The sequence below is a fragment of the Actinomycetes bacterium genome (genome assembly GCA_036000965.1).
In the GTDB taxonomy this organism is placed as follows: domain Bacteria; phylum Actinomycetota; class CALGFH01; order CALGFH01; family CALGFH01; genus DASYUT01.
In genome coordinates this window covers 1-13,097 of record DASYUT010000252.1, presented here as the reverse complement: position 1 = coordinate 13,097, position 13,097 = coordinate 1, and the positions used below count along the sequence as shown (strand labels likewise).

At 76.1% G+C, this 13,097-nt stretch carries 8 protein-coding genes, 2 pseudogenes and 1 riboswitch; of the genes and pseudogenes, 1 reads left to right on the top strand and 9 read right to left on the bottom strand.

Going from position 1 to position 13,097, the window contains the following annotated elements; all coding sequences use genetic code 11:
- The 8 genes and pseudogenes from VG276_21820 to cobA form a co-directional block, all read right to left on the bottom strand.
- Window positions 1–1,578: ATP-binding protein (locus VG276_21820; protein ID HEV8651959.1), on the bottom strand; the 1,578-nt coding region annotated here is incomplete at its 3' end.
- A 79-nt stretch (window positions 1,579–1,657) separates the two neighbouring features.
- A pseudogene (cobN, locus tag VG276_21815) lies at window positions 1,658–5,179 on the bottom strand (cobaltochelatase subunit CobN).
- Window positions 5,180–5,253: 74 nt separating this feature from the next.
- The gene (locus VG276_21810) at window positions 5,254–6,711 is read right to left on the bottom strand and encodes a cobyric acid synthase (GenBank protein HEV8651958.1); all 1,458 of its coding nucleotides are present in this window, start codon (window positions 6,709–6,711) and stop codon (window positions 5,254–5,256) included.
- Window positions 6,712–7,037: 326 nt separating this feature from the next.
- Window positions 7,038–7,919 (bottom strand): annotated as a pseudogene (locus VG276_21805) (cobalamin biosynthesis protein).
- 172 nt (window positions 7,920–8,091) lie between these two features.
- A complete protein-coding gene (locus VG276_21800; protein HEV8651957.1) occupies window positions 8,092–8,688 on the bottom strand; it encodes a histidine phosphatase family protein in 597 nt (198 codons plus the stop codon).
- A complete protein-coding gene (locus VG276_21795; GenBank protein HEV8651956.1) occupies window positions 8,685–9,413 on the bottom strand; it encodes a CbtA family protein in 729 nt (242 codons plus the stop codon). The genes VG276_21800 and VG276_21795 overlap by 4 nt, the downstream gene beginning before the upstream one ends.
- A gap of 6 nt (window positions 9,414–9,419) precedes the next feature.
- Window positions 9,420–9,623 (bottom strand): CbtB domain-containing protein, encoded by a 204-nt coding sequence (locus VG276_21790; protein ID HEV8651955.1) that lies wholly within the window; start codon window positions 9,621–9,623, stop codon window positions 9,420–9,422.
- A gap of 53 nt (window positions 9,624–9,676) precedes the next feature.
- Window positions 9,677–9,800: riboswitch (cobalamin riboswitch) on the bottom strand.
- Between the two features lie 173 nt (window positions 9,801–9,973).
- A complete protein-coding gene (gene cobA / locus VG276_21785) occupies window positions 9,974–11,614 on the bottom strand; it encodes a uroporphyrinogen-III C-methyltransferase (protein HEV8651954.1) in 1,641 nt (546 codons plus the stop codon).
- Between the two features lie 215 nt (window positions 11,615–11,829).
- On the opposite strand from cobA, the gene VG276_21780 reads away from it, so the two are divergent.
- The gene (locus tag VG276_21780; protein ID HEV8651953.1) at window positions 11,830–12,648 is read left to right on the top strand and encodes an SAM-dependent methyltransferase; all 819 of its coding nucleotides are present in this window, start codon (window positions 11,830–11,832) and stop codon (window positions 12,646–12,648) included.
- A gap of 263 nt (window positions 12,649–12,911) precedes the next feature.
- Here the strand turns inward: VG276_21780 and VG276_21775 are convergent.
- A partial coding sequence (locus tag VG276_21775; GenBank protein HEV8651952.1) for a hypothetical protein occupies window positions 12,912–13,097 on the bottom strand: 186 nt, incomplete at its 5' end.

Below are 13,097 nucleotides of genomic sequence, written 5' to 3'. Positions count from 1 at the left end.
GACCACGAACAGCACCAGGTTGCCCTCGCGGCCCTCGCGGACCTTCTCCCGGAGGTCCTGGGCGCGCGGGCGCGTGCCGGCGCCGCGCGCGGCCGCCGCGCGGATCGTTGCGGCCAGCGCGACGTCGCGCACCCGGTCCCGTGGGACCCGGTCACCGACGTGCCGCCCGCGCTCGGCCGGGGCGGGTGAACGCCGCCCGAGCGGTCCCGCCGGGCGCTGCTCCGGCCGGCCCAGGCGCAGCAGCGCCGGCCGGAACATCGCCCCGGTGGGCAGGCGGGTCTCCCCCACCCCGGCGGGTGCCCGCTGCCGCCCGGGCTCCGGGTCGGCGTCGGTGGGCTCCGCGGGCAGCCGGCTCCCCCCGGGACCACCCGGGCCACCGGGCTCGCCGGGGCCGCCGGGGCCGTCGGGACCGCCCCGGTCGTCGGGACCGCCCGGGCCGCCGGGATCGTCGGAGTCGTCGGGACCGCCGGTGCCGCGTGGACCACCCGGGCCATCGGAGTGGTCGTGGTGGTCGGGGTCGCGCGGGTCACCCGGGCCATCGGGATGGCCGGGGTCGTCGGCGAACGGCTCGAGGGCGCGCTCAAGCGTCTCCGGGTCCACCTGCGGCTCCTCGAACGGGCCGCGGCGGCGGCGGTGCGGGAGCGCGAGCAGCGCCGCGGTGCGCACGTCGTCGATGCCGACCAAGGTCCGGCCGTGCCAGGCGGCGAGGGCGGTGGCCGTCTTGGCGGTGACGATGTCGGGCCGGAGCCCGTCGACCTCGAACGCCGTGCAGGCGGCCACGACCGCTTCGAGGGCCCGCTCGCCCAGGGTGACCTCGGCGAGCAGCGTGCGCGCGGCGCGGATGCGGGCGGCCACCTCGCGGTCGGCGCCGGCCCAGGCGGCGGCGAACCCGGCCGGGTCGGCCTCGTAGGCCAGGCGGCGCCGCACCACCTCGGCCCGCTCGGCCGGGTCCCGGGAGGCACGCACCTCGGCGGTCAGCCCGAACCGGTCCAGGAGCTGCGGGCGCAGCTCCCCCTCCTCGGGGTTCATGGTCCCGACGAGCTGGAAGCGGGCGGCGTGGCGGACCGAGACGCCTTCGCGCTCGACGTGGTTGGTGCCCATCGCGGCGGCGTCGAGCAACAGGTCGACCAGGTGGTCGCCGAGCAGGTTCACCTCGTCGACGTACAGGACGCCCCGGTGAGCCCGGGCCAGGAGGCCCGGCTCGAACGCGCGCCTTCCCTCGGCCAGGGCCCGCTCCAGGTCCAGCGACCCGGCCACCCGGTCCTCGCTGGCGCCGACCGGCAGCTCCACCAGCCGGGCGGGCCGGACCTCGGCGGCCCGGTCGGGCCCGTGCGGCCCATCCGGGCAGGCCGGGTCGGGCGCGTCCGGGTCGCAGGCGAAGCGGCAGCCCGCCACGACCCGCACGTCGGGGAGGAGCGCGGCCAGCCCGCGCACGGCGGTGGACTTGGCGGTGCCCTTCTCGCCGCGGACCAGCACCCCGCCGATGGCAGGCGACACCGCGTTGAGCAGCAGGGCGAGGCCGAGCTCGTCGGCGCCGACGAGCGCGGAGAACGGGTAGGGCGGTTCAGCCGGGCGCACGGTCTTCGGGGTCTCCCTCCAGCTCACGGTCTTCAAGGTCCGCCTCAAGCGCACGGTCTTCAAGGTCTCCCTCCAGCGCACGGTCTTCGAGGTCTCCCTCCAGCTCGAGGTAGGCGGCGCGGAGGCGCTCAAGAGTGCCGGGGTCGGGCTCGGCCCACAGGCGGCGGTCGGCAGCTTCCAGCAGCCGCTCGGTCACCGCCCGCAGCGCCCACGGGTTGGACTGGCGCATGAACGCGCGGACCTCGGCGTCGAACACGTAGCGCTCGGAGAGCTGCTCGTACATCCAGTCCTCGACCACCCCGGCGGTGGCGTCGTAGCCGAACAGGTAGTCGACGGTTGCCGACAGCTCGAACGCGCCCTTGTAGCCGTGGCGGCGCATCGCCTCGATCCACTTGGGGTTGGCGACCCGGGAGCGGAACACCCGGGCGGTCTCCTCGCGCAGGTCGCGGGTGCGGGGGCGGGCGGGGTCGTGGGAGTCGCCGATGTAGGCCTTTGGCGACTGCCCGGTGAGCGCGCGCACGGCCGCGACCATACCGCCGTGGTACTGGAAGTAGTCGTCGGAGTCGAACAGGTCGTGCTCGCGGGTGTCGGTGTTCTTGACCGCGACCCGGATGCGGCCGAAGGTGCGCGCCATGTCGTCCCTGGCCTCGACCCCGTCCAGGCCGCGCCCGTACGCGTAGCCGCCCCAGGTCGCGTAGACCTCGGCCAGGTCGGCGTCGGTCTGCCAGTTGCGCGCGTCGATCAGCGGGAGCAGCCCCGCGCCGTAGGCGCCCGGCTTGGAGCCGAACACCCGCGCGGTGGCCCGCCGCGGGTCCACGCCGGCCGCGAGGTCGGCGTGCACGGTGGCGGCGACCGGGTTCTGCCCGGCGGGCTCGGCCGACTGCCCGGCCACCAGCGCCACCGCGTCGTCCACCAGCTGCACCAGGTGCGGGAACGCGTCGCGGAAGAAGCCGCTGATCCGCACGGTCACGTCGACCCGGGGCCGGCCGAGCCGCTCGAGGGAGAGCAGCTCCAGCCCGGTCACCCGCCGGGTCTCGGGGTGCCAGACCGGGCGCACGCCGAGCAGGGCGAGGATCTCCGACACGTCGTCGCCGTGGGTGCGCATCGCCGACGTGCCCCAGACCACGATCCCGATCGAGGCCGGCCACTGGCCGGTCTCGCGCCGGTAGCGGGCGCAGAGGTCCTCGGCGAGCTTCTGCCCGACCTGCCACGACAGCTCGCTGGGCAGACCCTTGGGGTCCACCGAGTAGAAGTTCTTGCCGGTCGGCAGCACGTCGACCCGGCCGCGGGTGGGCGAGCCGGACGGGCCGGCCGGGACGTAGCGGCCGTCGAGCCCGTCGAGCAGCCGGACGATCTCCCGCTCGGTGCCGGCCAGGCGCGGCACCACCTCGGTGGCCGCGAAGCGCAGCACGTCGGCCACGGCCCCGTCGGCGAGCGCGCCGGCCACCGCCGGGTCCCAGCCCTTGGCGTCCATCGCCTCGACCAGCGCCCGCGCCTCGGCCTCGACCCGGTCGACCGCGGTCCGGTCCAGAGCGGCCTCGTCCAGCCCGAGGGCCTCGCGCAGGCCGGGCAGCCCGGCCTGGGGCAGGCGCAGGATCGCGAGCACGAGCCCGACGAGCGCCTCGCCGGCCGGGGCCTGCCCGAGCACGTGCAGGCCGCCGCGGATCTGGGCGTCCTTGATCTCGCACAAGTAGCCGTCGACGTGCAGCACGAAGTCGTCGAAGTCGTCGGGCTCAGAGTCGACCCCGAGGTCCCGGTGCAGCTCCGCCACGACCAGGAGCTGCCAGATGCGGGCCCGGACGGCGGGCACCTTGGCCGGGTCGAGGGCCGAGACCTGGGCGTACTCGTCGAGCAGCTGCTCCAGCCGGGCCAGGTCGTCGTAGGTCTCGGCCCGGGTCATGGGCGGGACCAGGTGGTCGACGATCACCGCGTGGGCGCGGCGCTTGGCCTGGGTGCCCTCGCCCGGGTCGTTGACCACGAACGGGTAGAGCAGCGGCAGGTCGCCGAGGACGGCGTCGGGCCCGCACGAGGCCGACAGCCCGAGGCTCTTGCCGGGCAGCCACTCGAGCGTGCCGTGCTTGCCGAGGTGCACGACGGCGTCTGCGCCCCACTCCTGGTCGAGCCAGCGGTAGGCAGCCAGGTAATGATGGGTGGGAGGCAGGTCGGGATCGTGGTAGATGGCGACCGGGTTCTCCCCGAACCCGCGCGGCGGCTGGATGCCCAGGAACACGTTGCCGAGCCGCAGCCCGGCGAGCACGAGGTCGTCGCCGTCGCGGTACAGCTCGCCGGGGGGCGGGCCCCAGTGCGCCTGGACCGCCTGGCGCAGGCCGGCGGGGAGCTGGGCGAACCAGCCGGCGTAGCGGGCCGGGTCCACCCGGGCCGGGTTGGCCGCGACCTGCTCGGCGGTGAGGAACTCCTCGTCGTACCCGCCGGAGGCGATCAGTGCGTGGACGAGCTGGTCGCCGTCCCAGCCCCGCTCGCGCCAGTCGCCGGTGTCGTAGCCGGCGGCGGTCAGCGCGTCGAGCAGCCGCACGGCCGACGCGGGGGTGTCCAGGCCGACCGCGTTGCCGACCCGGCTGTGCCTGGTCGGGTAGTTCGACAGCATCACCGCGACCCGCTTGGCCGCGTTCGGGATGTGGCCCAGCCTGGCCAGCCGGACCGCGATCCCGGCCACCCGCAAGGCTCGCTCCGGGTCGGGCACGTAGGTCACCGTGCCGTCCTCACCGGTCTCCTTGAACGAGAACGGCACGGTCACGATCCTCCCGTCGAACTCGGGCAGCGCGACCTGCATGGCCACGTCGAGCGGGGACAGCCCCGCGTCGGACGCCGCCCAGGCCGCGCGCGCGGAGGTGGCGCAGACGGCCTGGACCACGGGGACGCCGAGCGCCTCCAGCGCCGGCACCGACCACCCCTCGGCGTCCGCGGCGGTGCTGCCGCCCATCGCGAGCACGGTGAGGACCACCGCGTCGACGCCGCGGAGCAGCTCGAGCGCGGGCACCCGGCCGTCCCTGGGGCGCAGCGAGTAGGCGAACACCGGCAGCGCGTTCGCCCCCCGGGCCTCGACCGCGTCGCACAGCGCCCCGACGAATGCGGTGTTCCCGCTCATCCAGTGGGTCCGGTAGAACACGACCCCGACGGTGGGCCGCCCTGGGTCGCGGGGCCGCGCCCCCCAGACGCCTTCCTCGGGCAGGGCAGCGGGGGCGGCGAAGCCGAACCCGGTCCGCAGCAGCGTGTCGGCGACGAACCGGAACAGGTTGGCGGTGTTCTCCACGCCACCCTGGACCAGGTAGGCGAACGCGTCGGCGACGACCCCGGCGGGCGCGCTGGACAGCGCGGTCAGCTCGGCGTCGGGCGTGGCCTCGCCGGAGAACGCCAGCAGCGGGACGCCTGCTCGGGCGCAGCGAGCCCGGACCGCGTCGAAGCCGTCCCACGCCCGCCGCCCGCCCAGCAGGCGCACCAGCACGACCCGGGCGCCGTCGAGGGCGACCTCGGCGCTGACCGGGTTGGCGGCCCGCACGGCCGGGAACCCGCCGGGCAGGAGCCCGGCGGCCCGGCTCGCGGCGAGCACCTCGGTGTCGGCGGTGGTGAGGAACAGGATCATCGGCCGATCAGCCCGTTCGCCGCGAGGGACAGGGACCATCGCCCCATCAGCCCGCTCGGCGCGAGGGACAGGGATCATCGCCCCATCAGCCCGCTCAGCGCGTCGAGGTCGGCATGGTGGGCGATCAGGTCGCCGAGCGCGTCGAGGCGGGCCTCGCGCACCGCGGCGAACTCGGTGCGCTGCGGGACGAAGTCGAGGCCGCGCCGCTCGGCGACCCAGGCCAGCAGGGCGCGGCGCAGCGGGTCGCCCTCGAGCAGCCCGTGCCAGGAGGTCCCCAGCACCGCGCCGTCGGCGCAGCCGCCGTCCGGGTCGAGCAGGGGCGTGCCGCCGAGCACGCGGGTGTGACCGTGGCGGATCTCGTAGCCGGTGGCGGGCACGCCGAGCAGCGGGCAGGTGCCAGCCCGCCGGGTGAGGGTCTTGCCGGCCTCGAAGGTGGTCTCGACCGGCAGGAGGCCGAGGCCCTCGACGGTGCCGGCGCCCGACTCGACGCCGTCGTGGATCAGGCGGCCGAGCATCTGGTAGCCGCCGCAGATCCCGAGCACGGGGTCGCCGCGGCGGGCCCGGGCGGCCAGCGCGTCGCCGACCCCCCAGGCGCGCACCAGGGCGAGGTCGGCCACGGTGGCCTTGGTCCCAGGCAGCACGGCCAGGTCGGCGCGGGCGACGTCGACGGGGTCGTCGGTGTAGCGCACGCGCACGCCAGGCTCGGCCGCGAGCGCGTCGAGATCGGTGAAGTTGCTCATGCGGCGCAGGCGCACGACCGCGACGTCGAGCCCGGAGGCGGCCCCGGGCCCGCGCGGGGCGGGCCGCGACTCGAGCGCGAGGGAGTCCTCGACGTCCAGCCACAGCCCCTCCCGCATGGGCAGCACGCCGAGCACGGGACGGCCGGTGAGCTCGCGCAGCCGGTCCAGGCCGGGCCCGAGCAGCGCCGGGTCGCCCCGGAACTTGTTGATCAGCCATCCCTTGACCAGGGCCTGGTCGGCCGGCTCGAGCAGCGCGAGCGTGCCGTACAGGGCGGCGAGCACCCCGCCCCGGTCGATGTCGCCGACGACCACGACCGGCAGGCCGGCGGCCCGGGCCAGGCCCATGTTCACGAAGTCGTGGGCGCGCAGGTTGACCTCGGCCGGGGAGCCGGCGCCCTCGCAGATCACCACGTCGAAGCGGCCCCGGAGGTCGGCCAGAGCGGCGAGCGCGACGCCCAGCAACTCCGGCTTGCGGTCCTGGTAGGAGCGGGCGTCGGCGACCCCGTCGGGGTGGCCCATCACCACCACCTGGCTGGTGCGGTCGCCAGTCGGCTTGAGCAGGACCGGGTTCATCGCCGCCTCGGGTTCGACCCGGGCGGCGGCGGCCTGCATCGCCTGAGCCCGGCCGATCTCCGCCCCGTCAAGTGTCACGGCCGAGTTCAGCGCCATGTTCTGTGCCTTGAACGGCGCCACCTTGACGCCCTGACGGGCCAGCCAGCGGCACAGCCCGGCCGCCACCACCGACTTGCCCACCTCGGACGCGGTCCCGGCCACGAGCAGCGCGCCGCTCACCGACGCACCCCCGTCCCAGGCCAGGTCGCCTTCCCGGACGAGGCCGCCTTCCCACCCCAGGCCGCCTTTCCGCGCCAGGCAGTCTTCCCGGACCAGGCCGCCTTCCCACCCCAGGCCAGCTTCCGGCGCCCAGCCAGCTTCCGGCCCCAGGCCACCTCAACGCTCCAGGGCACCTTCCAGCGCCAGGCCACGCGACCCCTGGGCTCAGGCGTTGACGAGCAGCCGGCCTTCCCGCCCCAGGCCACCTCCCTGCGCCAGGCCACGGGGAAGCCCGCCGTGCCCGGGCGGCGCCAGCGTGCCGGCACCCGCCATCTGGTCGACGCGGCCAGGGCGGCCAGGGCCCCGACCGCGGTGGACAGCCGGATGGCGCGCCTGAGGTCGGCCGGGGTGGGAGGCGGCCCGTCGCCGAGGGGGCCGCGGACCTCGACCCGGCCGCCGTAGCGGTTGGCGCCGCCCAGCCGCACGCCGAGCGCGCCGGCGAACGCGGCCTCGCAGCGGCCGGCGTTCGGGCTGGGATGGCCGCCGCCGTCGCGCCGCAGGACCGCGAGCGCGCGGCGCGGGGAGCCGCCGACGAGCGGCGCGCACGCGGCGGCGAGCAGCGCGGTGGCGCGGGCGGGGGCCCAGTTGACCAGGTCGTCGAGGCGTGCTGCGGCCCAGCCGAACCGCTCGTACCGGGGCGAGCGGTACCCGACCATCGCGTCCAGGGTGTTGGCGCAGCGGTGGGCGACCACGCCGGCGGGCCCGGCCAGCGCGCCCCACAGCAGCGGCCCCACAACCGCGTCGGCGGTGTTCTCCGCCACCGACTCGGCGGCGGCACGGCACAGCTCGGCGCCGTCCAGGCCCGACGGGTCCCGGCCGCACAGCGCCGGCAGGCGCCGGCGCGCGTCCCCCAGGTCCCCCCGGGCGACGGCGTCGGCGACCGCGGCGGCCTCCCGGCCGAGCGACCTCGAGCCGAGCGCCGCCCAGGTCGCCAGGGCCAGGAGCAGGGCCCCGGGGCGGGCCGGGAGCCGCCGCTGCAGCACCCAGACTGTGGCGGCCGGGCCACCGACCAGCACCGCGACGTAGGCGGCGCCGGCGGCGCGGCCGTCGCGCCACAGCAGCTGCTCGAGGCGCCCGGCGAGCCGCCCGAACCCGGCCACAGGGTGGCCCCTGCGCGGGTCGCCGAGCGCCCGGTCGGCCACCCAGCCCGCCAGCAGCGGCGGCATCATCGGCGCACCGCCCGCGCCCGCCAGTTCCCGGTCACGCCCGCGGATGCCATCACCCAGGCACACGGGCTCCGGGTCACGCCCGTGGTGAGCTCCGCCCTGTAGCGTGGGCTCCCAGTCACGCCCGTGGTGATCCCCGCCCCGTAGCGTGGGCTTCCGGTCACGGCCTCGGTGGTCATCGCAGGCTCCCCGGCTCCCAGTTGAGCCGCACGACCCGCCACTCGTCGCCGACGGGATGCAGCTCGGTGACCGAGGCCGGGGCGACGTCGAGCCGCCAGAGGGCGGACGAGGGCAGCCCGAGCACCTCGCAGAGGGCGGCCTTGACGAGCCCGCCGTGGGTGAACGCGACGACCGTGCCGCCGAGGTCCCGCGCCCGGCCGAGCACCCGGGCGGCCCGGGCGCGCACGTCGCGGAACCCCTCGCCGCCGTGGGGCGCGCCGTCGGGGTCGGCGTACCAGGCCTTGACCGCGTCGGCGTCAACGATCTCGGTGGGGAGCGCGCCAGCCCAGCGGCCGAAGTCGCACTCGGCCAGGTCCCCGCAGGGCTCGGGCGCGAAGCCGGCCAGGCATGCCGTCTCCTGGGCCCGGGCGGCGAGCGAGGCCCAGCAGTGGTCGGCCCGCGGGAGCATCCCGCGCAGCGCCGCGGCCTGCTCCCCGCCGCCGCGGTCGAGCGGCTCGCAGCCGTCGACCGCCGCGGCACCGGTGGTCTGCGGGAAGCACGCCCGGCGGGTCGACGAGGTGGTCGCGTGGCGGACGAGGAGCAACCGGTTCACGACACCGTGGCACGGGCACCGGCGCGGACCGCGAGCAACCCGAAGAGCAGTGCCGTGCCGCCGTAGAGCGTGGCCTGGGTGGCGATCGAGGCGAGCCGGAACGACCACAGCAGCTCGGCCGGCAGCCTCACCGGCTCCCGGATGGCGGGCATGGCGGCCAGCACCGCGGCCGCCACGGCGACGACGCCCACCCCGACCAGGGTCTGGCGCACGGGCGCGGACAGGCGCGACGCGGCCAGCTGGCGGGCGGCGGCCCAGGCCGCGAGCGCGAGCAGCACGCCGATCGCGGCCAGGCCCAGGTACAGGGTGGTGCGCTGGCCGACCGTGGCCGGGTCGCCCACGGCGGGCGGGTTCGGCGGGTACTTGAGTGCGGGCAGCAGCACGACCGCGCCCACGGTGGCGGCACCGAGCTTGAGGCTGCGCTGCCAGTCGCTCCCCTCGACCCGGCCCACCGCCCACACGGACGCGACCGCGAACAGCGTGCCCACGGCCAGCCCGTACAGTGCGAGCCCCACGACGAGCCCCACCCGCTGGGCGGCGCGCGTCACCTCGAACGCCGGCGGCCCGGCGTCAGCGGTCCCTGCGGCGGATGTGGCGGCGGCAACCTCTTCCAAGCGGATCGCGGCCTGGACCCGTGGCTCCCCGATCGCGAACGACAGGAGCCCCGCGAGCAGGCCGGCGAGCGCGCCGGCGAGCAGGCCGCGCCGCACTGCGGCGGCGATCATCGGCGGCTAGTGGCAGGGGACGCCGAGCAGGTGGCGGGCGTCGTGGAAGAACTCGTGGAGCACACCGCCCTTGTCGGCGAGGGCGTGCGTCACGGGTGACGCGAGCGCGCCCTGGTCGAACCCGACGGCGTAGAGCACGAACTGGGCGAGCACGAGGGCGGCGAGCAACGGCACGGCCAGCTCGCGAAGGGGTATGCGCTCACCGTTCAAGGTGACCTCCTTGGGGAAATCCGTCGTCCCCAGTTGACGGAGGGGCGGCGGGCCAGTCTCCTGGCTCCCGGATCCTCGCTCACCCCGGCCTTCCCACCCGCGAGCAGTGGCCATGCTGGGGTTCGCTTCCCGGTCACAGTGGCGGGCCCGCGCCGGTCTCGCACCGGCTTCCTGGTTCCCACCGCCCAGCTTGCTGCGCTCAACCTAGCCCGGCGCGGGTGGCCGGGTCAAGCGCCGCGCTCCGCCCCCCGGGACGACCTGTTACCAGGTAGAGCCGTATGAGAACGCCTTCAGCGAGTCGTATGGGAGCGCCTCCAAGGTGCAGGCGTCAGCGCCTCAAGGCGCAGGCGTCAGCGCGGCTTGGTGGCGCCCTCGATGGCCGCGACCAGGCCGGGGATGGTGTGCTCTGGCGCGAGGGCGTCGACCCGGACGCCGCACGCGCCGGCCGCCTCGGCGGTGTCCGGTCCGAGGACGGCGACGCGCACCCCGGGCGGCGGCGGCCCGCCGTAGGCGCCGAGGAACCCGGTCACGGTGGAGGGAGAGGTGAACGCCACCCAGCCGACCTCGCCCGCGTCCACCCGCTTGCGCAGGTCCGGGTCGAGGTCGCGGGGCACCGCCCGGTAGGCGACCACCTCATCCACCGCCCAGCCCTTGCTCCGCAGCGTCGCCGCCGGCTCCGGGCCGGACGGGTCCCCCCGTGGCAGCAGGACCGCCGGCGCCTGGGAAGGGCCGGCCGTGCCCGCGACGCCGGCGGCGCCCGGCCTCTCGCCTTCGGCGCCGGCCCGGGGGTCCGGCGCAGGAGGCGGCGGGAAGGCGGCGGCCAGGGACTGGTCGTCGCGCCCGGCCTCAAGGAGCAGGTCGGGCACGATCCCCCAGGCGCGCAGTGCGGCCTCGGTGGCCGGGCCGGCCGCGGCCACGCGGGTGCGGGCGAGGGCGCGGACGTCCAGGCCCGCCGCCTCGACCCGGCCCCGCAACGCCTCGACCCCGTCGCGGCTGGTCAGCGCCGTCCAGCGGTAGGCCCCGGCGGCCAGGGCGGCCACCGCCCGGTCCAGCGCGGCGGGCGAGGGGGCCGGGCGCACCTCGACCAGGGGCAGCTCGAGCGGCTCGGCGCCCCGCTCCCGCAGCAGCCCGGCCAGCGTCGCCGCCTGCCCGCGCCCGCCGGGCCCATGCGCCTCCCCGCGCCCGCCGGGCACGAGCACCACCTGGCCGGCGAGCCGGCGCGGCCGTACCCAGCCGGTCCGCCCGGTCAGCGCGGCGACCTCCCCGACGACCAGCATCGCGGGCGCGCCGACCCCGGCCGCCCCGGCGTCGTGGGCCACCTCCCCCAGCGTCGAGCGGATCACCCGCTGGCTCGGCATGGTGGCCCGCTCGACCAGCACGGCCGGGGTGGCCGGGGCGCGCCCGGCCCCGAGCAGGCGCCCGGCGACCCGCTCCAGGCTCCCGACGGTCATGAGCACGCACAGCGTCCCCACCCGGGCCAGCGCCTGCCAGTCCACGCTGGTCTCGGGCCTGTCCGGCCGCTCCTGACCGGTCACCACAGCGAACGCCGCTGCCAGCTCGCGGTGGGTGACCGGGATGCCGGCGTAGGCAGGCCCGGCGATCGCGGAGGTCACCCCGGACACGACCTCGAAGCGCACCCCAGCCTCGGCGCAGGCCTCGGCCTCCTCCCCGCCCCGGCCGAACACGAACGGGTCGCCGCCCTTGAGGCGCACCACCCGCTTTCCCGCGCGGGCGCGCTCGACCAGCAGCCGGTTGATCTCGGCCTGGGGCAGGCGGGCGCGCCCCGGGTACTTGCCGACATCGACCCGCTCGCAGTCGTCGGGCGCGAGGTCGACCAGGCCGGGGGGGATAAGCCGGTCGTAGGCGAGCACCTCCGCCCTGGTGACCAGCTCCAGGCCGCGCACCGTGACCAGCCCCGGATCGCCCGGCCCGGCCCCGACGAGGGAGACGACCCCGCGCGCGGTCCCTGCCTCGGCGTCGAAGAGCGGCATGTGCGTGACCTTGTCGGGAACCCGGGTCGGATCTTACAAGTCGATCGCAGCAAGCCAGGGAGCAAGCTCCGTCTCGCCTGTGAGGGGCGCGGGCTGCCGCTGACCGCGGTGGTGATCGCTGCCAACGTCTCCGACGTGACCACGCTGGCGGCGAACGACTACGCTACGCGTAACGTCAACGACCCAGCGCCGTGCAGATGCAGAAAGGTGCCCCCGTGACCGACAGCTCGTCCATCCCCAGCCAGCAGCCGGTCGAGATCAACACCAGCGTGGCGCACTCAGCCAGGGTCTGGAACTACTTTCTCGGCGGCAAAGACAATTTCCCCGCCGATCGCGAGGCCGGTGACCTGGCTCTTGCCCTCATGCCGAGCCTCGTCGAGGCCGCCCGCGCCGACCGGGAGTTTCTGGTTCGCGCTGTCCGGTACCTTGCCGGCGAGGCGGGGATCCGCCAGTTCCTCGACATCGGCACCGGCCTCCCCACCGCCAACAACACCCACGAGGTCGCCCAGGCGGTCGCGCCGGAGTGCCGCATCGTCTACGTCGACAACGACCCCATCGTGCTGGCCCACGCCCGCGCCCTGCTCACCAGTGCTCCCCAAGGCGCCACTGACTACATCCACGCCGACCTGCGCGAACCCGACAAGATCTTGCGGGCCGCCGCTCGGACATTGGACTTCGACCAACCGATCGCGCTCATGCTGCTGGGAATCGTGAACTTCATCATCGACGACGACGAGGCGCACGCGATCGTGAACCGGCTCCTGGACACCCTACCCCCAGGCAGCTACCTGGCGATGACCCATCCCACCAAGGAAGTCCACGGCGAGGCGGTGGAAGAGGCCATGCGGCGCTGGAACGAGAGCGGCGCGGCCCCAATAACCGCACGCAGCCGCCACGAGCTTGCTGCTTTCTTCGACCGCCTGGAGCTGCTGGAGCCCGGCGTGGTCTCGTCTTCGCAGTGGCGGCCTGACCCTGCCAACAGCGGCGTCATTGCCGAGGTGGCTGAATACTGCGCCGTCGGGCGCAAGCCCTGACACGTCGTTTGACACCTGGGCCGGCGGCCGGCTGCTCGTCGGCGACGCGGTCGAGCTGGCGGTGACCGGACGGACCGAGCGTGCGTGATGGTCGGCCTCGCCCAGGAGGTACCCGGAGACAGGCGCATCCTCCGACGGTCGGGGACGCCAACAAGCTCTGCCTGGGCGTGTACGCCGACGTCGTCCACCCCGGGCGGGTGCAAGCCGGCGACCAGGTGCACCTGTCCCGGCCTGGCTAGACGTGCGCCAGCCCGGCCGGGTGGCTACGGGATAGCTACAAGCTCCTTCGACCACGCCGACAGCGCGCGGATCGCGGCGGCGACCTCGACGGGGACCGGCAGCCCACGGGCGGTCGCCTCCACCCACAACGCCGACAGCAGCTGCGCGGCGCCGTGGGCGCCCACCGCCAGCTCCCACCGTGCCGTGGGGACCGGGCGGCCCCCACCCCG

Bases quoted from the DNA above. Each gene is read 5' to 3' on its own strand.
- VG276_21795 (HEV8651956.1), bottom strand. From the start codon at position 9,413: ATGATCGCCGCCGCAGTGCGGCGCGGCCTGCTCGCCGGCGCGCTCGCC.
- cobA (HEV8651954.1), bottom strand. From the start codon at position 11,614: ATGCCGCTCTTCGACGCCGAGGCAGGGACCGCGCGCGGGGTCGTCTCC.